The sequence below is a fragment of the Streptomyces sp. NPDC053432 genome, from assembly GCF_055585365.1.
In genome coordinates, this window is the sequence record NZ_JBVJKF010000001.1 from 358,466 (window position 1) to 380,649 (window position 22,184).

The 22,184-nt window shown below is 72.2% G+C and carries 19 protein-coding genes; 11 read left to right on the forward strand and 8 right to left on the reverse strand.

The window, feature by feature from the left end; genetic code table 11:
• Positions 1-2: 2 nt before the first annotated feature.
• On the forward strand, positions 3-1,514 hold the full coding sequence (gene araA, locus ACZ6Y1_RS01595) for an L-arabinose isomerase (protein ID WP_469620836.1): 1,512 nt from the start codon (positions 3-5) through the stop codon (positions 1,512-1,514).
• Here araA and ACZ6Y1_RS01600 read toward each other — a convergent pair.
• Both ACZ6Y1_RS01600 and xylB read right to left on the reverse strand, forming a co-directional pair.
• Entirely contained in the window at positions 1,490-2,752 is a 1,263-nt protein-coding gene (locus ACZ6Y1_RS01600; protein ID WP_469620840.1) for an ROK family protein, read from the reverse strand. The genes araA and ACZ6Y1_RS01600 overlap by 25 nt on opposite strands.
• 14 nt (positions 2,753-2,766) lie before the next feature.
• Positions 2,767-4,197 (reverse strand): xylulokinase, encoded by a 1,431-nt coding sequence (xylB, locus tag ACZ6Y1_RS01605; RefSeq protein WP_469620843.1) that lies wholly within the window; start codon positions 4,195-4,197, stop codon positions 2,767-2,769.
• A 93-nt stretch (positions 4,198-4,290) separates the two neighbouring features.
• On the opposite strand from xylB, the gene xylA reads away from it, so the two are divergent.
• The gene (gene xylA / locus ACZ6Y1_RS01610; RefSeq protein WP_469620847.1) at positions 4,291-5,463 is read left to right on the forward strand and encodes a xylose isomerase; all 1,173 of its coding nucleotides are present in this window, start codon (positions 4,291-4,293) and stop codon (positions 5,461-5,463) included.
• Positions 5,464-5,686: 223 nt separating this feature from the next.
• Here the strand turns inward: xylA and ACZ6Y1_RS01615 are convergent, their stop codons facing one another.
• Positions 5,687-6,736, reverse strand: coding sequence for an aldose epimerase family protein (locus ACZ6Y1_RS01615; RefSeq protein ID WP_469620849.1), 1,050 nt, complete (start codon positions 6,734-6,736; stop codon positions 5,687-5,689).
• A gap of 12 nt (positions 6,737-6,748) precedes the next feature.
• Here ACZ6Y1_RS01615 and ACZ6Y1_RS01620 point away from each other — a divergent pair, with 12 nt between their 5' ends.
• Positions 6,749-6,955, forward strand: coding sequence for a hypothetical protein (locus tag ACZ6Y1_RS01620; RefSeq protein WP_469620852.1), 207 nt, complete (start codon positions 6,749-6,751; stop codon positions 6,953-6,955).
• A gap of 118 nt (positions 6,956-7,073) precedes the next feature.
• On the opposite strand, the gene ACZ6Y1_RS01625 is transcribed toward ACZ6Y1_RS01620, so the two are convergent.
• A complete protein-coding gene (locus tag ACZ6Y1_RS01625) occupies positions 7,074-8,063 on the reverse strand; it encodes a LacI family DNA-binding transcriptional regulator (protein WP_469621713.1) in 990 nt (329 codons plus the stop codon).
• A gap of 515 nt (positions 8,064-8,578) precedes the next feature.
• Between ACZ6Y1_RS01625 and chvE the strand changes: the two genes are divergently transcribed.
• The 8 genes from chvE to ACZ6Y1_RS01665 all read left to right on the forward strand — a co-directional run bounded on the left by chvE (position 8,579) and on the right by ACZ6Y1_RS01665 (position 17,197).
• Complete coding sequence (chvE, locus tag ACZ6Y1_RS01630) at positions 8,579-9,673, forward strand: multiple monosaccharide ABC transporter substrate-binding protein (protein ID WP_469620857.1); 1,095 nt, start codon at positions 8,579-8,581, stop codon at positions 9,671-9,673.
• Positions 9,674-9,774: 101 nt separating this feature from the next.
• A complete protein-coding gene (mmsA, locus tag ACZ6Y1_RS01635) occupies positions 9,775-11,322 on the forward strand; it encodes a multiple monosaccharide ABC transporter ATP-binding protein (RefSeq protein WP_469620860.1) in 1,548 nt (515 codons plus the stop codon).
• Positions 11,323-11,325: 3 nt separating this feature from the next.
• Positions 11,326-12,561, forward strand: a complete 1,236-nt coding sequence (gene mmsB / locus ACZ6Y1_RS01640) for a multiple monosaccharide ABC transporter permease (RefSeq protein WP_469620863.1) — start codon at positions 11,326-11,328, stop codon at positions 12,559-12,561.
• 246 nt (positions 12,562-12,807) lie between these two features.
• The gene (locus ACZ6Y1_RS01645; protein ID WP_469620866.1) at positions 12,808-13,707 is read left to right on the forward strand and encodes an expansin EXLX1 family cellulose-binding protein; all 900 of its coding nucleotides are present in this window, start codon (positions 12,808-12,810) and stop codon (positions 13,705-13,707) included.
• A gap of 126 nt (positions 13,708-13,833) precedes the next feature.
• Positions 13,834-14,367 (forward strand): SigE family RNA polymerase sigma factor, encoded by a 534-nt coding sequence (locus ACZ6Y1_RS01650; RefSeq protein WP_469620869.1) that lies wholly within the window; start codon positions 13,834-13,836, stop codon positions 14,365-14,367.
• Positions 14,364-15,188, forward strand: a complete 825-nt coding sequence (locus ACZ6Y1_RS01655; RefSeq protein WP_469620872.1) for a hypothetical protein — start codon at positions 14,364-14,366, stop codon at positions 15,186-15,188. The genes ACZ6Y1_RS01650 and ACZ6Y1_RS01655 overlap by 4 nt, the downstream gene beginning before the upstream one ends.
• 246 nt (positions 15,189-15,434) lie before the next feature.
• The gene (locus tag ACZ6Y1_RS01660) at positions 15,435-16,691 is read left to right on the forward strand and encodes an SLC13 family permease (RefSeq protein WP_469621717.1); all 1,257 of its coding nucleotides are present in this window, start codon (positions 15,435-15,437) and stop codon (positions 16,689-16,691) included.
• Positions 16,692-16,696: 5 nt separating this feature from the next.
• Positions 16,697-17,197 (forward strand): universal stress protein, encoded by a 501-nt coding sequence (locus ACZ6Y1_RS01665; protein ID WP_469620875.1) that lies wholly within the window; start codon positions 16,697-16,699, stop codon positions 17,195-17,197.
• A gap of 37 nt (positions 17,198-17,234) precedes the next feature.
• Here ACZ6Y1_RS01665 and aspA read toward each other — a convergent pair whose 3' ends face one another.
• From aspA to ACZ6Y1_RS01685, 4 genes are all read right to left on the reverse strand, one after another.
• Positions 17,235-18,644, reverse strand: coding sequence for an aspartate ammonia-lyase (aspA, locus tag ACZ6Y1_RS01670; protein WP_469620880.1), 1,410 nt, complete (start codon positions 18,642-18,644; stop codon positions 17,235-17,237).
• Between the two features lie 54 nt (positions 18,645-18,698).
• Positions 18,699-19,715, reverse strand: a complete 1,017-nt coding sequence (locus tag ACZ6Y1_RS01675; RefSeq protein WP_469620883.1) for an asparaginase — start codon at positions 19,713-19,715, stop codon at positions 18,699-18,701.
• An 84-nt stretch (positions 19,716-19,799) separates the two neighbouring features.
• Positions 19,800-21,239, reverse strand: coding sequence for an amino acid permease (locus ACZ6Y1_RS01680; protein WP_469620886.1), 1,440 nt, complete (start codon positions 21,237-21,239; stop codon positions 19,800-19,802).
• A complete protein-coding gene (locus tag ACZ6Y1_RS01685; protein WP_469621720.1) occupies positions 21,236-21,913 on the reverse strand; it encodes a FadR/GntR family transcriptional regulator in 678 nt (225 codons plus the stop codon). The genes ACZ6Y1_RS01680 and ACZ6Y1_RS01685 overlap by 4 nt, the downstream gene beginning before the upstream one ends.
• Positions 21,914-22,184: the final 271 nt, after the last annotated feature.

Genomic DNA, 22,184 nt, shown 5'->3' on the forward strand with positions numbered 1-22,184 from the left:
ATGTGTCCAGCCGAACGTCCCCCGCCCAGGAGATCTGGTTCCTCACCGGCAGCCAGGGCCTGTACGGGGAGGAGACGCTGAAGCAGGTCGCCGAACAGTCGCGGCAGCTCGCCGACGCACTGGCCGACGCCTCCGGCATCCCCGCGCGCGTGGCGTGGAAGCCGGTACTGACCGACGCCGACGCCATCCGCCGGGTGTGCCTCGACGCCAACGCCGACGACCGGTGCATCGGGCTCATCGCCTGGATGCACACGTTCTCGCCGGCCAAGATGTGGATCGCCGGACTGGACGCGCTGCGCAAGCCCTTGCTGCACCTCCACACCCAGTCGAACGTGGCCCTGCCGTGGGACACCATCGACATGGACTTCATGAACCTCAACCAGGCCGCTCACGGGGACCGCGAGTTCGCCCACATCCAGGCCCGTGTCGGCGTCCCCCGCAAGACCGTGGCCGGACACGTCACCGATCCGGGAACGACCGCACGCGTCGAGGTCTGGGCGCGGGCGGCCGCCGCACGCTCCGAACTGGCCACCCTCAAGGTGGCCCGCTTCGGCGACAACATGCGCGACGTCGCCGTCACCGAGGGCGACAAGGTCGAGGCCCAGCTGCGCTTCGGCGTCTCCGTGAACACGTACGGCGTCAACGACCTGGTGCAGGTCGTCGACAGCGCGGACGAGACCGAGGTGGCTTCCGTCATCGAGGCCTACCAGGACCTCTACCACCTGACACCGGAACTGCGACCGGGAGGCGACCGGCACGACGCGCTCCGTTACGCGGCCCGCATCGAAGTGGGCCTGCGGACCTTCCTCGAAGCGGGCGGCTTCGGGGCCTTCACCACCAACTTCGAGGACCTGGGGGGACTGCGCCAGCTGCCCGGCATCGCGGTCCAGCGGCTCATGGCCCAGGGGTACGGCTTCGGAGGAGAGGGCGACTGGAAGACCGCCGTCCTGCTGCGCGCCCTCAAGGTCGCCGCCGCCGGCCTCCCTGGCGGCACCTCCTTCATGGAGGACTACACCTACGACCTGACACCCGGCAACGAGCTCATCCTCGGCGCGCACATGCTCGAAGTCTGTCCCACCATCGCGTCCTCCAGGCCGAGGTGCGAGATCCACCCCCTCGGCATCGGCGGGCGGGAGGACCCGGTGCGCCTGGTGTTCGACGCGGCCCCCGGTCCGGCCGTGGTGGTCGGCCTCGCGGACCTCGGCGACCGCTTCCGCCTGATCGCCAACGACATCGACGTGGTGGCACCCCCCCACCCCCTGCCTGCCCTGCCCGTGGCCCGCGCGGTCTGGCGGCCCCGCCCCGACCTGCGGACCTCCACCGAATCCTGGCTGACGGCCGGAGGACCGCACCACACCGTCCTCAGTACCGCCCTCACCTCCGACCACCTCGACGACCTGGCGGAGATGCTCCGCATGGAACTCGCCCTCATCGACGGGACCACCACCCCGAAGCAGTTCCGGCGCGATCTCCGCTGGAACCAGGCGTACTACCGGCTGGCACTGGGACTTTGAATGCTCCCCTCCCCGAAGGGAGGGGAGGCCAGGGGGTGCAGGCGGCTGGGATCGGCGATGATCTGCCGGACGGTCGACCATGCCGCGCCCAGCACCGGTCCGCGCCGCCCCAGGGCGGAGGGCCGTACCGCCTCCGGGGCCCAGGGCCGGACGGTGACCCGGGCGGCGAGTTCGGCGCGTACCGGCGGGAGGAGCCAGTCGGCGAGCTCGGCGTAGGCGCCACCCAGAACGAGGCCGTCCGGGTCGATGAGGTTCACCGCCGAGGCGAGGGCGAGGCCCAGGGCCCGGCCGGCGCGGTCCAGGGCGTGCAGGGTCGCCGCGTCCCCCGCGGCCGCACGCTCGGCCAGCAGGGCCACCGGGTCGCCGGCGCCCTCCAGCCCGGCCTCGCGCAGTACGGCCGCTTCGCCCGCGTACTGCTCCAGGCAGCCGCGTGCCCCGCAGGGACACGGTGCGCCCTCCGGGTGGACGGGGAGGTGACCCAGTTCGCCCGCGAAACCGCGGGCGCCCCGGAACAGCTGCCCGCCGATGACCAGTGCGGCGCCGATTCCCGCCTCGGCGGAGACGTGGACGAAGGTCTCGGCGGGGTGTCCCTGGTGCCACTGCTCGGCCAGCGCCCCGAGGTTGGCCTCGTTCTCCGGCTCGGGCACGGTGGCGGGGTCGGGCCAGTGGTCTGCGGGTCGGACGGCCCGCCAGCCGAGGTTGGGGGCGTTCTCGACCAGTCCGCCCGGGGCGTTCGGCACCACCCCCGGCACGGCCAGGACGCGGCCTTCGACACGCAGGCCGAGTGCGGCGGCCTCGGACTCCGCGTCGGCGCCCAGCGCGGCGGCCTCCGCCAGTACCTGCCCGGCCGGCCGGCCCGCGTTGGGCCGCTCCACCCGGCGCCACACCCGGGGTTCACCGCTCAGGTCCACGACGCACGCGGCGAGATGGGTGACGCCTATCTCCAGGCCGAGGCCGGCGGGACCCCGGTCGTTCAGGGCCAGGGCCCGCCCGGGGCGGCCCACTCGTCCGCTGGGCGCGGTCTCCGTCTCGGTCAGCGCGCCGCGGCCGATCAGCTCGTCGACCATGGAGGAGACGGCCGGCCTGGTCAGACCCGTGCGCCCGGCCACGTCCGCCCGGGAGAGCGGGCCGTGCGCGGCGACCGCGCCGATCACCACCGCGAGGTTCCGCCGACGCATCCCCTGCTGCGAGGCGGGCGCGTCCTGCCCGCCCCCGCCCGCCCTGTCGATCCCCGCCATCGAAGCCGGCCCTCCTATCGTTCTTCCGGCGACACCTCCTGCAGCGCCCGCGCCCGCCGCAGCGTACTGGTGATCCGTCCGAGCGCGTCGTCGTCCCGGGGTACGGGCTCCAGTACCCGGCCCTCGGCGGTCCGCCAGCGCCGGGCGACGGCGTCGGCCGGCTCACCGGTGAGCAGGGCGGCGGCCTGGGCGGCAGCCCCGAGTGCGACCAGTTCCCGGGCCGCGGGCACCTGGACCGCTCGGCCGGACAGTCGCAGGACGGTCCGCTGCCAGGCCGCGCCGCGGGCCCCGCCGCCGATCAGCAGCAGGGGTTCGTCGGGGGCGGGGTCCTCGCCTCCGGCGAGCAGTACGCCGCCGAGCGCCGTGAGCAGGGCGTGGGCGGCGCCGTCGTAGGCGGCCTGGAGCAGCTGGCCCGGTGTGGTGTCGTGGCGCAGACCGTGGACCAGGCCGGAGGCGCCCGGAAGGTCCGGGGTGCGCTCGCCGTCGAGGTAGGGAAGCACCACCACCGTGCCGCCTTCTTCGACGGCCTCTCGGTCGCGGCCGGTGAGGGCGGCGAAGCGGTCGACGGCGAGGGCGCAATTGAGCGTGCAGGCGAGCGGGAGCCAGCCGCCGAGCGCATCGGCGAAGCCGGCCACGGTTCCGCTCGGGTCGGCGGGCCGCGTCCGGCCGACGGCGTAGACGGTGCCGGAGGTGCCGAGGCTCAGCACCGGACGTCCGGGGGTCAGGCCCAGCCCGAGGGCGGCGGCCATGTTGTCGCCGGTCCCGGTGGCCACCAGCGCGCCCTCGCGCAGGGGCGTCCCGGCGCGGACGAGGCCCGCCCGGGCGCCCGGCGGGAGGACCTCCGGCAGCAGCCCGGGGTCGAGTCCGATCCGGGCCAGGACCTCCTGGTCGTATCCGTCCGGGCCCCACCAGCCGGTTCCCGACGCGTCACCGCGGTCCGTCACCGCCTCGCCGGTCAGCCGCTCCGTCAGGAAGTCGTGGGGAAGCCGCACCGCCGTGACGCGGTCCGCGGCGGAAGGCTCGTTCGCACGCAGCCAGGCCCACTTGGCGGAGGTGAAGGCGGCCGTCGGGACGCTGCCGGTACGGCGGGCGAGCTCCGCCGCGCCGAAGGCGACTGCGAGTCCGGTGGCCTGCGGCGCGGAGCGGACGTCGTTCCACAGCAGCGCCGGGCGCACCGGCCGGCCGGCCGTGTCGAGGGTGACCAGGCCGTGCTGCTGGCCGGCGACCGAGCACGCGGCGACGCGGTCCGCCCAGCCGGTGCCCGCCACGGCCGCGCCCAGCGCCCGCCACCACTCCTCGGGGTCGCTCTCGCGTCCGGCGCCCGCGCTGACGGCGTGCGCGGCGCGGCCCTCGCCCAGCACGGCGCCGGTCTCCAGATCGACGGCGAGGGCCTTGGTGGACTGGGTCGAGCTGTCCACGCCGATCACGACACGCTGAGCAGCCATGCGTTCCTCCGGTGGGGTTCCTTCTGGCGTCTTCGCATACTAATTTGTTTTCCGTCATTACAAATAGCCCTCGGCCCGGATCCGGAGCGCCTCATGACCAGCGACCCGCTCGTCCCCACTCCCGCGCACAGGTTCACCTTCGGCCTGTGGACCGTCGGCTGGCAGGGCCGGGACCCCTTCGGCGACGCCACCCGGCCCGCCCTCGACCCGGTCGAGACCGTGGAGCGGCTGGCCGGGCTCGGCGCCTACGGCGTCACGTTCCACGACGACGACCTGATCCCCTTCGCGGCCGGCGACACCGCGCGCGAGCAGGCGGTCAAGCGCTTCCGGTCCGCACTCGACACGGCCGGGTTGAAGGTGCCGATGGCCACCACCAACCTCTTCACCCACCCGGTCTTCAAGGACGGCGCCTTCACCGCCAACGACCGGGACGTCCGCCGGTACGCGCTGCGCAAGACGATCCGCAACATCGACCTGGCCGCGGAACTCGGCGCCTCGGTCTACGTCGCCTGGGGCGGCCGCGAGGGCGCCGAGTCGGGCGCGGCCAAGGACGTGCGCACCGCCCTCGACCGGCTGAAGGAGGCCTTCGACCTGCTGGGTGAGTACGTCGACAGCCAGGGCTACGACCTGCGCTTCGCGATCGAGCCCAAGCCGAACGAGCCGCGCGGCGACATCCTCCTGCCCACCATCGGCCACGCCCTGGCGTTCATCAACGCGTTGGAGCGGCCCGAGCGGGTCGGCCTCAACCCGGAGGTCGGCCACGAGCAGATGGCCGGGCTGAACTTCCCGCACGGCATCGCCCAGGCCCTGTGGCACGGCAAGCTGTTCCACATCGACCTCAACGGCCAGTCCGGCATCAAGTACGACCAGGACCTGCGCTTCGGCGCGGGCGACCTGCGCCAGGCCTTCTGGCTGGTCGACCTGCTGGAGTCGGCCGGCTACGACGGCCCCCGCCACTTCGACTTCAAGCCGCCGCGCACCGAGGACTCCGCCGGGGTCTGGGCCTCGGCGGCCGCCTGCATGCGCAACTACCTGCTCCTGGCCGAGCGTTCCCGCGCCTTCCGGTCCGATCCGGAGGTCCGGGCCGCGCTCGCCGCCTCCCGGCTGCCCGAACTCGGTCTCCCCACCGCCGAGGACGGCCTGGCCGGTCTCCTCGCCGACCGGTCCGCCTTCGACGACTTCGATGTCGAGGCCGCCGCCCGCCGCGGCATGGCCTTCGAAGAACTCGACCAGCTCGCCCTCGAACACCTCCTCGGCGCCCGCTGAGCCGGGTCCGTTGCAACGCTCTCCGTGACCGTTCGGTGCGGGCCGCAGGTACGGGGACAGGTCCGGGGCGGGGGTGGCGGCCCGCCCCCCGGACGGGCCGCCGGTCTGACCAGCCGCAGGCACTCCAGCGATGCGATCGGGTGACGGTGGCGTCGCCGAAGGCGGGCTGCGCACGCTCCTCCCCGCCTCCCCGTCGCCGGTCGCCGGTCGAGGGCGGCCTTCCCTACTCGGCCGAGAAGCGGTACACCGTCATCGAGCGGTACTCCTCCCCCGGGCGCAGTTGGGCGGAGGGATACTCGGGCCGGTTGGGCGAGTCCGGAAAGCGCTGGGTTTCCAGCGCGATGCCCGCGTACGCGAAATACGGGCGACCGGAGCGGCCGGCCAGCGAGCCGTCGAAGTGGTTCCCGGTGTAGACCTGGAGCCCCGGCTCCGTGGTCATGCATTCGACGCGGCGGCCGCTGGCGGGGTGGCTCAGGACGGCGGCCCGCCTGAGGCCCGTGCCGTCGAGCACCCAGTTGTGGTCGAAGCCATCGCCGGCCCGGCGGATCTGCGGGTGTTCCTCGGTGATGCGGTCACCGATCGTCCGGGCCTCGCGGAGGTCGAACGGCGTGCCGGTGACGGACTCGGCCGGACCGAGCGGTATCAGTTCCGCGTCCACGGGGATGTAACGGGCGGCCTCTACACGCAGCAGGTGGCCGAGGACCGTCCCACAGCCCTCGCCGGCCAGGTTGACGTACATGTGGTTGGTCAGGTTGACGACCGTGGGGGCGTCCGTGGTCGCGCGGTAGGTGAGGGAGACTTCGCCGTCGGGGCCGAGCAGGTAGGTGACCTCGGCCGTGAGGGCGCCCGGGAATCCCTGGTCGCCGTCGGGGCTGTCCATACGGAACCGGACGCCGGCCCGCCTGCCCATGCGGACCGGCACGCCGTCCCAGAGGCGAGTGGCGAAGCCGTCCGGTCCGCCGTGCAGGGTGTGGCCGTCCCGCTGGGTCGCCAGCCGGTGCGTCGTGCCGTCGAGGGGCAGCGTTCCGCCGGCGATCCGATTGGCGTAGCGGCCGACCGTCGCACCGAAGTAGGCGGCCTCCCCCAACAGATCCACTGTGCTCTCGCAGCCCAGGACGACGTTGGCACGCCGCCCGTCCCGGTCCGGCGCGTGCAGGGCCTGCAAGCGGGCTCCCAGACTGAGCACCTCCGCCACCACGCCCTGCGGGGAGCCGAACGTCCAGCGGGTGATACGCCGCCCGTCCGGGAGCTCTGCGGCAGTCTCCTGGGCCACCGTCACTTCACCATGGGATACGAGTGCATCTCGCGACACGCGACTACTCCGTTCGACGCGGCGGGGAGGGGAGCGACGCCCGCCGTACGGGCGGTGGTGGCCGACCAGGGCGGAGCGGTTTCCGTCCATCCGGTCGAGCGCCACCAGGCCGCGCCCGTCGGCGGGCAGGGCGGCGGCCATGCCGCTGAAGGGCTCGGGCGGGTCCTCACCGACCAGTGATTGTTAGCGTTAACAATACGCCCCTGTCAAGAGGCCGAGGAGCTCTCCGGGGAGTGCGTCCGACGCGGCGGTGAGCACGGGCCGCCGGGGCGGCCGCCCTCGGGCAGACGGCGCCGGCTCAACGGCGGGTGGCGGGACCCGCGCTGCGACGCAGCACCATCTCGGGAGGAATCCGCACGTGGGCACCGGTGTGCGCGACGCCCTCCAGTTCCTCGACGAGCAGTTCCAGGGCCCGGCGGCCGAGCTCGCCGAAGTCCTGCCGCACGGTGGTCAGGGGCGGGGTGAAGTAGGCGGCCTCGGGAATGTCGTCGAAGCCGACCACGCTGATGTCGCCCGGGATCGAGCGGCCGGCCTCGTGCAGGGCGCGCAGCAGGCCGAGCGCCATGTGGTCGTTGGCGCAGAAGACGGCGGTGACGTCGCCCGGTTCGGCGATCCGCAAGCCCGCCTGATAGCCGGCGCGCGCGCTCCAGTCGCCGGGCTCGACACGCGGCACGGGGGCTCCGGCGGCCTCCAGCGCACCGCGCCAGCCCTCCTGCCGGTCCCGGCTCTCCAGCCAGCCGGCCGGACCGGCCAGGTGGTGCACGGTGCGGTGGCCCAGATCGAGCAGGTGCCTGGTGGCCGCTTCGGCACCGGACCGGTTGTCCACGGAGACCATCGGAACCCGCGACTGGCTGCCCGGTCCGACCGCGACGACCGGCACGGAGCTGGAGAGCCTGGCCACCGCGCTGACGGCGGAGATCTGGGGCGCGATCACCACGACGCCTTCCACACCCTGGTCGCGCAGGCGGTCGACGGCCTCCTGAACCGAGCGGCCGTCCAGGGAGTGCAGGCTGGTCACGCTGACGAAGTACCCCGCACTGCGCGCGGCCCGCTCGATGCCGTGCAGCATGGAGGCGGGACCGTAGAGGGTCGATTCGAAGCTGACCACGCCGAGAGTCTGCGAGCGGCGGGTGACCAGGGCGCGGGCAGCGGAGTTGGGCCGGTAGTCCAGTTCCCGGATGGCGGCGAGCACCCGCTCCCGGGTCCCGGGCCGCACATGCGGGGCGCCGTTGAGCACCCGGGACACGGTCTGGTGGGACACGCCGGCCAATTTGGCCACGTCCGCCATCACGGGGTGGCGCCGTTCGGTCCCGGCACTGTCGTTTCCCACTCGCACGTCCCTCCTCGACTGCGGCTACGGTACGCCACCGGCCGCTGACGAAGCCCGCGCGGGCAGCGGCGGGCGAGCGGACGCGGCGGTAGTACCGCGCCCCGCCGCCACGGCGGCGGCCGGGCGCCACGGCGTGCGGCTCACGACCGCGATCCGGCGCTCGTGGACCAACCGCCCGGCCCAGGGCGGCAGAAGCCGCTTGCGGTCGGCGCACCCGTTCCGTGCCCGATGCGCCGGCGCCCTGGCCGAGGAGGGCTGATCGCCTGCGCCGCCGTCAACCCGACGGTGATCCGAACAGACCCTTGACGGCGCACTTGTGAGCGTTAACACTCAGGTATCGCCAGGCCGGAGCCGCTGCGACGCCCGACTTCGCACAGCGCGAGAAGACGAATCCCGGGCCGGCCCCGCTCGACCGCTTCCGGTCACCCAACCGGGTCGCACCGTGCCGGTCGCGGAACATCACTGGAGGAACTGTGCGGAAGCTTTCAGCGGGCCTTGTCGCCTTCGGTCTCACGCTGTCGCTGGCAGCCTGCGGCCAGAGCGCCAACGGAGCGGGCGAGGGCGGGGCCGGCGGGGAGGCCAAAGGGGGCCTCATCGGCATCGCGATGCCGACCAAGTCGTCGGAGCGCTGGATCAACGACGGCAACAACATGGTCAAGGAGTTCCAGGCCAAGGGTTACAAGACCGACCTCCAGTACGGCGACAACGTCGTGGAGAACCAGGTCTCACAGGTGGAGAACATGATCACCAAGGGGGCCAGGCTGCTGGTGATCGCCGCCATCGACGGCTCCTCGCTCACCAATGTGCTGCAGAAGGCCGCCGACGCCCACGTGCCCGTCATCTCCTACGACCGGCTGATCCGCGGCACGAAGAACGTCGACTACTACGCGACCTTCGACAACTACAAGGTCGGTGTCCTGCAGGGCAGTTACATCGTCGACAAACTCGGCCTCAAGGACGGCAGGGGCCCCTTCAACATCGAGCTGTTCGCCGGCTCACCGGACGACAACAACGCGGCGTTCTTCTACAACGGCGCGATGAGCGTCCTGAAGCCGTACATCGACGACAAGAAGCTGGTCGTGCAGAGCGGCCAGACCTCCTTGAACCAGATCGCCACTCTGCGCTGGGACGGCGGTCTCGCCCAGTCCCGGATGGACAACCTGCTGAGCAAGTCGTACACCGCCGCCCGCGTCGACGCGGTGCTCTCGCCGTACGACGGCATCTCGATCGGCATCATCTCCTCGCTCAAGGGCGTCGGCTACGGCGCCGGCCAACCACTTCCCGTCGTCACGGGCCAGGACGGCGAGCTGGCCTCGGTGAAGTCGATCATCGCGGGCGAGCAGACCCAGACCGTGTACAAGGACACCCGCCAACTGGCCAAGGCTGCGGTCCAGATGGGTGACGCACTGCTGACCGGCGGCAAGCCCGAGGTCAACGACACCAGCCAGTACGACAACGGCGTCAAGACCGTGCCGGCGCAGCTGCTCCAGCCGGTCAGCGTCGACAAGGAGAACTACCGGAAGGTCCTGGTGGACAGCGGCCAGTACACCGCCGACCAGCTCAAGTAGCGCACGGACCCCGGCCGGCGGGCCGGTGACGCCCAACCGGCGGTGCGGCGCCCGGGAGACCGCCCGGCACCGCACCGCCCCGACGATACGGAAGCACAACCATGGCCCGACCCGTTCTCGAGATGCGGTCGATCAGCAAGACGTTTCCCGGTGTCAAGGCGCTCTCCGAGGTCAACCTGACGGTCGGCACGGGAGAGGTGCACGCCGTCTGCGGTGAGAACGGAGCCGGCAAGTCCACCCTGATGAAGGTACTCAGCGGAGTCCACCCGCACGGCAGCTACGAAGGCGAGATCCGCTTCGAGGGCGAACCCTGCCGGTTCCGGGACATCCGGGCCAGCGAGCAGCGCGGCATCGTCATCATCCACCAGGAACTCGCGCTGGTCCCCTATCTGTCCATCGCCGAGAACATCTTCCTCGGCAACGAGCACGCCACCCGGGGCGTCATCAGCTGGCACCGGACGCTGACGCACGCCGCCGCGCTGATCCGGCAGGTCGGACTCGACGAGAGCCCGCACACCAGGATCGCCGACCTCGGCGTGGGCAAACAGCAGTTGGTCGAGATCGCCAAGGCGCTCGCCAAGAAGGTCAAGCTGCTCATCCTGGACGAGCCGACGGCCGCCCTGAACGACGAGGACAGCCGCAAGCTGCTCGACCTGATCCTCGAACTCAAGGCCCAGGGCATCTCCTGCATCCTCATCTCGCACAAGCTGAACGAGATCGCCCGGGTCGCCGACGCCGTCACCATCCTGCGCGACGGGCGGACCATCGAGACCATCGCGATCGGCTCCGACGGCATCTCCGAGGAGCGGATCATCCGTGGCATGGTCGGCCGCGACCTGGAACACCGCTACCCCGAGCGCGCCCCGCAGATCGGCGAGGTCGCCTTCGAGATCGACGACTGGAGCGTCCAACACCCCATCGACCACCGGCGCAAGGTGGTCGACGGTGCCTCGCTGAACGTCCGTCGCGGCGAGATCGTCGGCGTCGCCGGCCTCATGGGCGCCGGCCGGACCGAGCTGGCCATGAGCGTCTTCGGCCGCTCGTACGGACGGTGGACCGGCGGCCGGGTGCGGCTGTACGGCCGGGAGATCCGCACCCGGACGGTGCCGGAGGCGATCGGGCACGGCATCGCGTACGTGACCGAGGACCGCAAGCAGCTCGGCCTCAACCTGGGCGACGACATCAGCCGGAACATCTCGCTGAGCGCCCTGGGCAAGGTGGCGCGGCGGGGCTGGGTCGACCGGCACGAGGAGGCGCGGATCGCCGAAACGTTCCGCCGGACGATGAACATCAAGGCCCCCTCGGTGTTCGCGGAGACCGGCAAGCTCAGCGGCGGCAACCAGCAGAAGGTCGTCCTCAGCAAGTGGATCTTCGCCGATCCGGAGGTGCTGATCCTCGACGAACCCACCCGGGGCATCGACATCGGCGCCAAGGCGGAGATCTACACCGTCATCGCCGAACTCGCGGCCCAGGGCAAGGCGGTACTCGTCATCTCCTCCGAGCTCCCCGAACTCCTGGGCCTGTGCGACCGGATCTACACCATGGCCGAAGGCCGGATCACCGGTGAGGTGCCGCGTGCCGAGGCCACCCAGGAATCCCTCATGCGGCTCATGACCATGAGCGCGGCATACCCCGACAAGCAGGTGTGAGGCATGGCCCAGATCGAGACCACCCCGAAGACCGCGCCCAATGCCCCCCAGACCGGCCGACGATCGTCGGCCGGTGCCGTGCTGGCCCGGGCGCTGCGCGGCAACCTGCGCCAGTACGGGATGCTGGTCGCGCTGGCGCTGATCGTGCTGCTGTTCCAGTTCTGGACGGACGGCATCCTGCTCCAGCCGCTCAACATCACCAATCTGATCCAGCAGAACGGCTACATCCTCATCCTGGCCATCGGCATGATGATCGTCATCATCGCCGGGCACATCGACCTGTCGGTCGGGTCGCTCGCCGCCTTCGTCGGGGCGGCCGCGGCGGTGATGATGGTCGAGCACGAGATGCCGTGGCCCCTGGCTCTGGTGGTCGCGCTGCTGATCGGGGCCCTCGCCGGTGCCTGGCAGGGGTTCTGGATCGCCTACCTCGGGATCCCCTCGTTCATCGTCACGCTGGCCGGCATGCTGCTGTTCCGTGGTGGGACCCAGATCCTCCTGCAGGGGCAGTCGGTGGCGCCGTTCCCCAAGGGCTTCCAGAACATCAGCAGCGGTTTCCTCCCCGCGGTCGGTCCGCACACCGATTACCACAACCTGACCCTGTTGCTGGGCCTGTCGGTGCTGGCCGTAGCGGTCCTGCAGGAGGTGCGCGGACGGCGGCGGGCCGCCTCGTACGGGCTGGAACCGCTCCCGGCCGGGCTGTTCCTGGTGAAGCTCGGGGCGATCACCGCGGCCGTGGTGACCTTCACGCTGCTGCTGGCCAGCTACCACGGGGCGCCGATCGTCCTGCTGATCCTCGGCGTCCTGCTGGTCGGCTTCGGATACGTGATGCGCAACTCGGTCCTCGGCCGGCACACCTACGCCATCGGCGGCAACGAGGCGGCGGCGAGGCTGTCCGGGGTGAAGAGCAAGCGGGTCGTCTTCCTCGCCTTCGTGAACATGGGCGTCCTGGCGGCCCTGGCCGGGCTGGTCTTCGCCGCGCGGCTCAACGCCGGTACGCCGCAGGCCGGCATCAACTTCGAGCTGGAGGCGATCGCCGCCGCGTTCATCGGCGGCGCCTCCGCGAGCGGCGGTGTGGGTACCGTCCTCGGTGCGCTCACCGGCGGTCTGGTGCTGGGCGTACTGAACAACGGCATGTCGCTGGTCGGTGTGGGTACCGACTACCAGCAGGTGATCAAGGGCCTGGTACTGCTGGCGGCCGTCGGCTTCGACGTCTACAACAAGCGCAAGGCCGGAGCCTGACCCCGCCCCCCTGCGGCTCCGCCCGCACGCCGACGAGACGCCGACCTGACGGTACACGGCACGACGGTACATGGCACGGGGTACGCGGGCCGCTGCCGAGCGGTGGGCCGCTCGGCGGCGGATCCGGCGGCAACCTTTTCGCGTCCTGCGGCGACCGGGCAGTGCACCTCGACTCGGATCTTCGGACGGACGGACATGCAGACTGCACGGCAGGCGGCGCGGCAGCGCAGGCGTAGACACAGGCTGATGAGGGGAACGGCGGTGATGCTGACCGCCGCGGGCGCCCTCTTCTGCCTGGTGACGGCCATGGTGCCCGGCCCCGAGGCCGGGGCCCGGGGCCGGGCCGGCGTGGCGGCCCCTGCCGCCACCCTGGCGGAAGGCACGCCCTCGGCCCCGGCGAGCCCCGCGCCCCCGGCGGGCGGCACGCCCGGCGCGGCGATCCCGACGGCGGCCGTCGGGGCCACCACCGCGGCGACGCCGCGGCCTTCGGCGAAGGAGACCCCACCGGCGGCGTCCACCCCGGCACCGCCGGCAGGACGCATCCAGCCGGGGACCACGTACAAGGGCGTCGCCACCGCATACGCTGCCGGCGACGGCAACGGCGCCTGTCTGTTCGGCCCGAGTGACGACCTCATGATCGCGGCGATGAACACCACCGACTACGAGTCGTCCCGGGCGTGCGGCGCGTACGTACGCGTACGTGCCGCGAGCGGCGCCTCCATCACGGTCCGGATCACCAACGAATGCCCACTCCCCTGCGCACCCGGTCAACTGGACCTCAGCGAACAGGCCTTCGCGAAGCTGGCCGATCCCGAGCTCGGCCGTGTCCCGATCACCTGGAGCCTGCTGAGCCCCCGCACGTCCGGCACGCTCTCCATCCGGTACAAGACCGGGTCCAGCTCCAACTGGTGCGGCGTCCAGGTGATCGGCCACCGGAATCCGGTCGCACGGCTGGAGGTACGCACCGCCCAGGGCTGGCGGAGACTGCCCCGTACCGACTACAACTACTTCCTCTCCGCCGACGGCAGCGGGTGCGGCAACGCGATGAGGATCACCGACATCTACGGGGAGCAGCTGACGGTCGACGGGACCAGGCTGCTGCCGGACGTCGCACAACCGACCCGGGTCCAGTTCGCCCCGCACTGAACCGCATCGCGGCCGGGGTGGGCGGACCCGGGGTGCGGCGCCCGGGGCGCCGTGGATCGACCGGGCGCTGGTACGCTGCCGACCGGATGTTAACGCACACATTTTCGAAGGGGGCGACCGACGGACATGGTCCTCGATGACGCGTCCGCGGAGTTCCACGACTTCTTCGAACGCCACTACGCCGAACTCGCCCGGTTCGCCCATCTCCTGACGGGCGAGACGGACGGTGCCGACGATCTGGCCGCGGACGCCCTGGTCGCGCTGTGGCAGCGCTGGGACCGGATGCGCCGGGCCGAGCACCCGCTCGCCTACGCGCGTGGCGTGGTCGCCAACCTGGCACGGTCACGGATCCGCAGCGCGGTCCGCGAGCGCCGCCGGATCGCCCTGTTCTGGTCCCGCGGTGCGGAGCCGTCGGGCGGCCCGGACGTGGCCGCCGTGGTGGACGTACGTACGGCTCTCGCCAGGCTGCCGTTCCGCAAGCGGACGTGCGTGGTCCTGCGGCACGCCTTCGACCTCTCGGAGAAGGACACCGCTCTGGCGCTCGGCATATCGGTCGGTACGGTGAAGAGCCAGACCTCGAAGGGGATGGCCGAACTGGAACGGATGCTGGGCACCACGGCAGCAGCCGGGGAACTGTTGGCGGGGAGGAGGAGCCGTTGAACGAGGAGCTCACCGGGCGGCTGCGCACAGCCGCCGAGGCCCACCGGCCGGACCGCGCGCGGATCCTGGCACGGGTGGAACGCGGCGTGTCCGGCGCCGCCGACCGCCACCACGAGCCGTCCGGCGCGAGGCCCTGGCCCAGGGTGGCGCTCGCCTCCCTCGCCGTGGCCGGAATTCTGGCGGGCGGTGGTTTCGCCGTCGCCGCGGTCTTCCAGTCCCCGCCGGCCCGGCCGGACGTCCCGGCCACCCCCGCTGCGCCATCCGCGCCATCGACGCCGTCCGCGTCCCCGACGCCCGACGCGACGCCGCCGGCGCCCACCACCACCGGCGGCGGCGGCCCGACCGTGCCGGACCGCTCGTCCTCGGCGAGCCCCGGCCCGCAGGCCTCAGGGGGCACGGGCCCGGCCCGGCCCGGCGGCGCGCACGCCCAGGACGGGCCTCTGTGGTCGGCCGGCTCCTTGGACCCTGGCAGCAACACGTACTGGGCGCAGAGCAACGTCACCCTCAGGACCACCCAGCCGCTCACCGCGCTCACCGTGGAACTGCGCATCGCGCAGACGGGGGCGGTGCAGAGCACCGGCAGCTGGCGGACGCTGCCCGCCGACGACTTCACCGTCACCGTGCAGCAGGAAGGCGGAGCCGTGGTCTACCGCTGGATCCTCAAGCCGGGCCGTACGGTCCCGGCCGGACAGCACGTCTTCGCCGGCCAGTACAACCACGCCGCCGGCGAGCGCGAGACCGGACACGACGGCTACCGCGTCGACACCACCGGTCCGCGCGGCGCCCTCTCGGTGTGGGGCGGCTTCACCCCGGCACGATGAGGCCGTGCCCGTAGGGCGACGCCGCCGAGGTCATCCTCGGCAGCGGCCCCGCCCGTGGAGGGACGGCGCGGGCCGCCGGACGCGCCGTGCCGCTCGGTGGCGAGGCCGGTCCGCAGCACGGACTGCGGCTCCGACGGGGCGGTGTCCGCGCCGGCCACGGTGGCGACGGTACGCGTGCGGGAGTGCGTGAAGCTGTACAACGAACTCGTCCCTCCGTGCCGGGACCGCTCCCGAAAGGCTCCGACCCTGAACTCCTCCCTCGCAGAAGCACTGTCCGTCGTCCTGCTCCTCACCGTCCTGGCCTGCGCGGTGATCCGGCCCTGGGGCTGGCCCGAGGCGGTCGTGGCGGTTCCCGCCGCCGGAGTGGTCATCGCCACGGGAGCGATCTCCCTCGACCACGCCGCGGCCGAGACCGCCAGGCTGGCCCCGGTGATCGGCTTCCTCGCGGCCGTCCTGGTCCTGGCCCAGTTGTGCGACGACGAGGGTCTCTTCCACGCCTGCGGCGCCTGGATGGCGCGCCGGGCGGAGGGCCGGCCCCGCCGCCTGCTGGTCCTCGTCTTCGTGATGGCCTCCCTCATCACCGCCGTCCTCAGCCTCGACGCCACGGTGGTGCTGCTGACTCCGGTGGTCTTCGCCACCGCTGCCCGGCTGGGCGCCCGTGCCAAGCCGCACGTGTACGCCTGCACCCACCTGTCGAACACGGCCTCGCTGCTGCTGCCGGTGTCCAACCTGACCAACCTGCTGGCCTTCGCCGCCAGTGGCCTGACCTTCACCCGGTTCGCCGCGTTGATGGCGCTGCCCTGGCTGGCCGCCATCGGGGCCGAGTACGTGGTGATCCGGCGCTTCTTCGCCACCGACCTGGACGCGGGCGCCGAGGCCCCGCCCGCCGCCGAGCCGCCCGAACTTCCGCTGTTCGCCCTGCTCACGGTGGCCGGCACCCTGGTGGGCTTCCTGCTGGCCTCCGTGCTGGGCATCGACCCGGCTTGGGCAGCGGCCGCGGGTGCGGCCGTACTGGCGGTCCGCGCCCTGGCCCGCCGGCGCACCACCCCCGTGGCGATCGTGCGGGCGGCGGCCCTGCCGTTCTGCGTCTTCGTGCTGGCACTGGGCGTCGTGGTCCGGGCGGTGGTGGACAACGGCCTCGCGGACGCACTGGGTCACGTGATCCCGGCCGGCTCCGGCCTGGCGTCCCTCCTCGCCGTCGCTGCACTGGCGGCCGTACTGGCGAACGTCATCAACAACCTGCCCGCGGTCCTGGTGCTGCTGCCGCTGACCGCCCCGACCGGCCCGGGCGCGGTCCTGGCCGTGCTCCTCGGCGTGAACATCGGCCCGAACCTCACCTACGCCGGGTCCCTGGCCACGCTGCTGTGGCGGCGTGTCGTGCGCGAACACGGCACCGACGTGGAACTGGGAGAGTTCACCCGGCTCGGCCTGCTGGCCACGCCGGCCGCCCTGCTGCTCTCGGTGGTGGCACTGTGGGTGTCACTCCACACGATCGGAGGCTGAACACGGTGACCGTCATCGTCTGGATCGTCGAGGGCACCTGGCCCGCTTGCGTCGACGCCGCGCGCACCCACGCGCCGCAGGGCGCCGACGTGGTGCTGCTGCACGTGGCCGGCCCCGAGGCGCCGGGCGCCGCGCACGGCGCCTACGCCGGGCTGCTGGGCCGTGCACGTCCCGACCGCGACCCCGGCACACGGGTGGAACACCTGGCCGCCGCGGCGGGCGAACGACTCCTGGCCGGTGCGGCCGAGAGGCTGGGACGCCCGTGCACCCGGCAGGAACGCTCGGGCCGGGTCGAACGCGAGGTCGTGGCCGCCGCCGAAGGCGCTGACCTGCTCGTCCTCGCCCGCGACGGCGACCGCACCCACCTCGGACCGCGCAGTCTCGGCCCCAGCAGCCGTTTCGTCGTCGACCACGCCCCGTGCCCGGTGCTGCTGGTCTGGCCGGAGACGGCGCCGGGCACGGCCACCATCCCGCCACCGCCGCCCCACCCTCCGCACCACCGTTAGCCACGGCGGGAACCGAGGGCCGGCGGCGGCCGCCGCGTCAGGCCCCGGCCGCGCCGGTTCCCGCGATCACCTCGGGCCGCAGCAGCGCGGCCAGCGTCTCGGCCGGGAGCAGGCCCTTCTCCAGGACGAGCTCGGCCACGCCCCGGCCACTGGCGAGGGCCTCCTTGGCGATGTCGGTGGCGGCCGTGTACCCGATGTGCGGGTTCAGGGCGGTCACCAGGCCGATGGAGTTCTCGACGGTCGCGCGCAGCATCTCGGTGTTGGCGGTGATGCCGGCCACGCAGCGCTCCGCGAGGGTGAGGCAGGCCGCGCGCAGGTGCGTGACGGACTCCGACAGCGAGTGCAGGATGACCGGCTCGAAGGCATTGAGCTGGAGCTGCCCCGCCTCGGCGGCCATGGTGATGGTGACGTCGTTGCCGATCACCTCGAAGGCGACCTGGTTGACGACCTCGGGGATCACCGGGTTGACCTTGCCGGGCATGATGCTCGAACCCGCCTGCACGGGCGGCAGGTTGATCTCGCCGAAGCCCGCGCGCGGTCCGGAGGACAGCAGGCGCAGGTCGTTGCAGGTCTTGGACAGCTTGACGGCGATGCGCTTGAGCACGCCGGACATCTGGACGAACGCACCGCAGTCCTGGGTGGCTTCGACCAGGTTGGCCGCGGTGACCAGCGGCAGTCCGGTGACGTCGGCGAGGTGGCGGCGGGCCGCTTCGGCGTACCCTGCGGGGGCGTTGAGGCCCGTGCCGATCGCGGTCGCGCCGAGGTTGATCTCGTGGATCAGCTCCAGGGCCTCCGCGAGCCGGCTGCGGTCCTCGTCGAGCATGACCGCGAAGGCGGAGAACTCCTGCCCGAGCGTCATCGGCACGGCGTCCTGCAGCTGGGTGCGGCCCATCTTCAGGACGTCGTGGAACTCGACGGCCTTGTGGGCGAAGGCCTCCTGGAGGACGGCCATGGCGTCGAGCAGGCCGTACACCGCAAAGACGGTCGCGATCCGGACGGCGGTGGGGTAGACGTCGTTGGTGGACTGACCGAGGTTGACGTCCTCGTTGGGGTGCAGGTGGCGGTACTCGCCCCTGGCGTGGCCCAGCAGCTCCAGCGCCCGGTTGGCGACGACCTCGTTGGCGTTCATGTTGGTCGAGGTGCCGGCGCCGCCCTGGATGACGTCGACGACGAACTGGTCGTGCAGCTTGCCGCCGCGGATCTCCTGGCAGGCGGTGACGATCGCGGCGGCCTTCGCGGGCTCCAGCAGGCCGAGTTCCTCGTTGGCGAGGGCGGCGGCCTCCTTGACGGCGGCGAGGGCGTCGATCAGGTGCGGGTAGGCGGAGATGGGTGTGCCCGTGATGGGGAAGTTCTCGGTGGCGCGCAGGGTGTGGACGCCCCAGTAGGCGTCGGCGGGTACCTCGCGGTCTCCGAGCAGGTCGTGTTCGCTGCGGGTGGCGGCGGTCATGGGCGTGCGGTCCTCTTTTGGAGTGGTGGGGTCAGGGGTCTGGAGCCGGTCGGGTCAGGTGGGGACGGGCACGGAGCCCGGGTCCGGCGCCGCCACCGGCCGGATGCGGCCGACTGGCCGGCCGCCGCCCGTCATCGGCTCGCCCGCGAACCCGGCGAGCAGCCGCGGGTCGACCCCGGCGCGGGCGAGGGCGGCGGCGGCCACCGGGATGCGCGCCCGGTCCGCCCCGTCGGCGATCTTCACTGCGATCGCGCGGCCGTCGGGCAGTGCGGCCACCTGGACGCCCTCGAAGCCGTCCTTGGCCAGCAGCCCGGGCACCGCGCGCATCAGTTCGGCGGTGTCCCGCCCGGTGCCCGAGGCCATCTCCGGGTGGCCGCGCAGCGCGTCCGCGACCCGGCGTTCGGCGGTGTCCGCGGCGGCCGTGGCGATCCTGGCGGCGGCGCGGGCGAGGCCCTGCAGGGACACCGCGAACAGCGGGGATCCGCAGCCGTCGACGGTGACGTTGGCGATGCGCTGTCCGGTGAGTTCCTCCACGGTCTCGGAGATCGCACGCTGGAGCGGGTGGGCCGGGTCGAGGTAGGTCTCCAGGGGCCAGCCGGACAGCTTGCACACGTAGAGCATCGCCGCGTGCTTGCCGGAGCAGTTCTGGGCGAGCCGGGAAGGCCCGCGGCCCTCCCGGACCCAGGTGTCCCGTACCCATGGGGCGTACGGCAGGTCGGGAGCGTTGCGCAGGTCGTCCTCGGTGACGCCGGCCAGTTCGAGGATCCGCCGGGTGCCGGTGAGGTGGCGCTCCTCTCCGGAGTGGCTGCCCATCGCGAGGGAGAGGAGGGCGCCGTCGAGGGGCAGCCCGGCCCGCACCATGGCGACGGCCTGGACGGGCTTGAGCGCTGAGCGCGGGTAGCAGGCGGCCTCGATGTCGCCGATGCCCCACCGGACACCGCCGTCGCCGTCGAGGACGACGACGGAGCCGTAGTGGATTCCCTCGACCATGCCGCCCCGGGTGACGTGGGCGACCGGGGCGTGCCGGGGTTCGCGGATAGCGGGGGCGTCCGCGAGGAGAGGACTGCGCATCACTGCCTCGTTCGGTGGTGGGTTGCTTCGGGCCGGTGGCAGGCGGCGGACCCGCCCTGCTCGGCGGGCGGGTCGGCCTCCGGCTCAGCCGTCGTTCGTGGCGGCGGCCTGCGCCACGCGGTCGCGGACCGCGTACCAGCCGGCGACCAGCACCGCGGCGATCAGCGGCACGCAGAGCACCGTGGTGCGCGCGGCCCCTCCGTCGGCGTACATGAGGACCAGGACGGAGGCGAGGAAGGCCAGCGTCACGAGTTCGGTCCAGGGAGAGCCGGGCAGGCGGTAGGCGGGGCGGGTCAGTTCGCCGTCACGGGTCTTGCGCCAGAAGAGCAGGTGGCAAACCATGATCATGCCCCAGGTGGCGAGGATGCCGATCGCGGCGAGGTTGAGGACGATCTCGAACGCGTCCGCGGGGACCACGAAGTTGAGCCCGACGCCCAGGACGCACATGCCGCTGGTGAGGAGGATGCCGCCGTAGGGGACCTGGGTGCTGCTGAGGCGTGCGGTGAAACGGGGGGCGGAGCCGTTGACGGCCATCGAGCGCAGGATGCGGCCGGTGGAGTAGAGGCCGGAGTTGAGCGAGGACATGGCGGCTGTGAGGACGACCAGGTTCATCACGTCGCCGGCCGCCGGGACGCCGATGTTGGAGAGCACGGTCACGAACGGGCTCTGGCCCGCGCTGTAGCTGTTCCAGGGCATCAGCATCGAGAGCAGGACGACCGAGCCGACGTAGAAGAGGCCCACGCGCCACATGATCGAGTTGATCGCCTTGGGCATGATCGCCTCGGGGTTCTCGGTCTCACCGGCCGTGACGCCGACCAGCTCGACGGAGGCGTAGGCGAAGACGACGCCCTGGATGATCAGCAGCATGGGGAGCAGGCCGTTGGGGAAGATCCCGCCGTGGCCGGTGATGAGGGCCGGCCCGGGGACGGCGCCGTCAACGGGGTGCCGGGTCGCGAGGAGGAAGATCGCGATCCCCATGAAGACGACCAGGGCACTGACCTTGACGATGGCGAACCAGAACTCCAGTTCGCCGAAGATCCGCACCGAGATGAGGTTCACGGTCAGGACCACGGCCAGGGCTATGAGGGCGATCACCCACTGCGGGATGTCGGAGAACAGGTGCCAGTAATGGGTGTAGGTGGCGACGGCGGTGATGTCGGCGATGCCGGTGGTCGCCCAGTTGAGGAAGTACATCCAGCCCGCGGTGTAGGCACCCTTCTCCCCGAGGAACTCCCGGGCGTAGGAGACGAAGGCGCCGGAGGACGGCCGGTACAGGACGAGTTCGCCGAGCGCCCGCACCACGAGGAACGCGAAGATCCCGCAGACGGCGTAGGCGACGAACAGCGAGGGCCCGGCCTCGGCGAGGCGTCCGCCCGCGCCGAGGAAGAGCCCGGTGCCTATCGCACCTCCGATGGCGATCATGTTGACGTGCCGCGGTTTCAAGGACTTGCTGTAGCCGGTGTCCCCGGCGTCTACGTGACGGGTCGTGGGGCGCTTCTCGTCTTTGAGGAACTGCTCGCTCACGCCTCGGGTCTGCCTTCCGTAGGTGGGGCCGTGCGCTGGGGGCGCACGATGTCGGTGAGGGTCGTCTCGACCCTCAGGAGGTGGTGGGACATGGCCTCCACCGCGTCGTGCTCGCTGCCGTCCGCCAGCGCCTCGAGGATCGCCCGGTGCTCGCAGTTGGACTGCTCGCGCCGGCCGCCCAGTTCGTTGAGGAAGGCCGACTGACGCGCCAGTGCGTCGCGGATCTCCTCGATGACGCGGCGGAAGACGGGGTTGCGAGAGGCCTCGGCAACAGCCAGGTGGAAGACGGTGTCCATCGCCACCCACGCGGTGGTGTCGGTCTCCTGCTCCATCCGCTCCAGCAGATGGCTCAGGTGGTCCAGGTCCTCCGGGGTACGGCGCAGCGCGGCGTACCCCGCGACCGGGATCTCGACGTGCCGGCGCACCTCCAGCAGGTCGCTGGCGGCGTAGTCGCCGAACGTGGGGTCCTCGACCGCGTTGGCCAGGACGAACGTGCCCTTGCCGCTCTTGGAGACGGTCAGGCCCATGGCCTGCAGGGCCCTGAGGGCTTCCCGCAGCACGGGCCGGCTGACCTCCAGGGTCCGGCACAGCTCCGCTTCGGAGGGAAGTTTGTCGCCCACTGCGTACTCACCGCGCTCGATGGCGCTGCGCAGGTGGCCGAAGACCGCTTCCATGGCGCTGACGCGCCGCGGCCCCGTACCACCTGTCTGGCTGTCTGACAGGTTCACGCTGTGATCCTGAGGCCTGCGCCAGAAGGTGTCAAGAGATCCGTGTCGGGAAAGCCCGGCCCGGCGGACTTCGCACCATGCGCACCTTCCGTCCGGCGACAAGGGCCCCCTGCGGCGTTCGCCGCGGAAGCGGCAGAAGCCGGCCGGAGCGTGCGCCACCTGGGCCATCGACACTCCGAGCGGCGCACGGCTCCGCCGCTCCCCTCGGCACGCCGCC

What these genes read in the sequence shown, in the direction of transcription:
- ACZ6Y1_RS01685 (WP_469621720.1), bottom strand. Translation starts at nt 21,913, where the DNA reads ATGGAAGCGGTCTTCGGCCACCTGCGCAGCGCCATCGAGCGCGGTGAG.
- mmsB (WP_469620863.1), top strand. Translation starts at nt 11,326, where the DNA reads ATGGCCCAGATCGAGACCACCCCGAAGACCGCGCCCAATGCCCCCCAG.
- xylB (WP_469620843.1), bottom strand. Translation starts at nt 4,197, where the DNA reads ATGGCTGCTCAGCGTGTCGTGATCGGCGTGGACAGCTCGACCCAGTCC.
- aspA (WP_469620880.1), bottom strand. Translation starts at nt 18,644, where the DNA reads ATGACCGCCGCCACCCGCAGCGAACACGACCTGCTCGGAGACCGCGAG.
- ACZ6Y1_RS01600 (WP_469620840.1), bottom strand. Translation starts at nt 2,752, where the DNA reads ATGGCGGGGATCGACAGGGCGGGCGGGGGCGGGCAGGACGCGCCCGCC.
- xylA (WP_469620847.1), top strand. Translation starts at nt 4,291, where the DNA reads ATGACCAGCGACCCGCTCGTCCCCACTCCCGCGCACAGGTTCACCTTC.
- ACZ6Y1_RS01620 (WP_469620852.1), top strand. Translation starts at nt 6,749, where the DNA reads ATGGGATACGAGTGCATCTCGCGACACGCGACTACTCCGTTCGACGCG.
- ACZ6Y1_RS01650 (WP_469620869.1), top strand. Translation starts at nt 13,834, where the DNA reads ATGGTCCTCGATGACGCGTCCGCGGAGTTCCACGACTTCTTCGAACGC.
- ACZ6Y1_RS01675 (WP_469620883.1), bottom strand. Translation starts at nt 19,715, where the DNA reads ATGCGCAGTCCTCTCCTCGCGGACGCCCCCGCTATCCGCGAACCCCGG.
- mmsA (WP_469620860.1), top strand. Translation starts at nt 9,775, where the DNA reads ATGGCCCGACCCGTTCTCGAGATGCGGTCGATCAGCAAGACGTTTCCC.
- ACZ6Y1_RS01645 (WP_469620866.1), top strand. Translation starts at nt 12,808, where the DNA reads ATGAGGGGAACGGCGGTGATGCTGACCGCCGCGGGCGCCCTCTTCTGC.
- ACZ6Y1_RS01625 (WP_469621713.1), bottom strand. Translation starts at nt 8,063, where the DNA reads ATGGCGGACGTGGCCAAATTGGCCGGCGTGTCCCACCAGACCGTGTCC.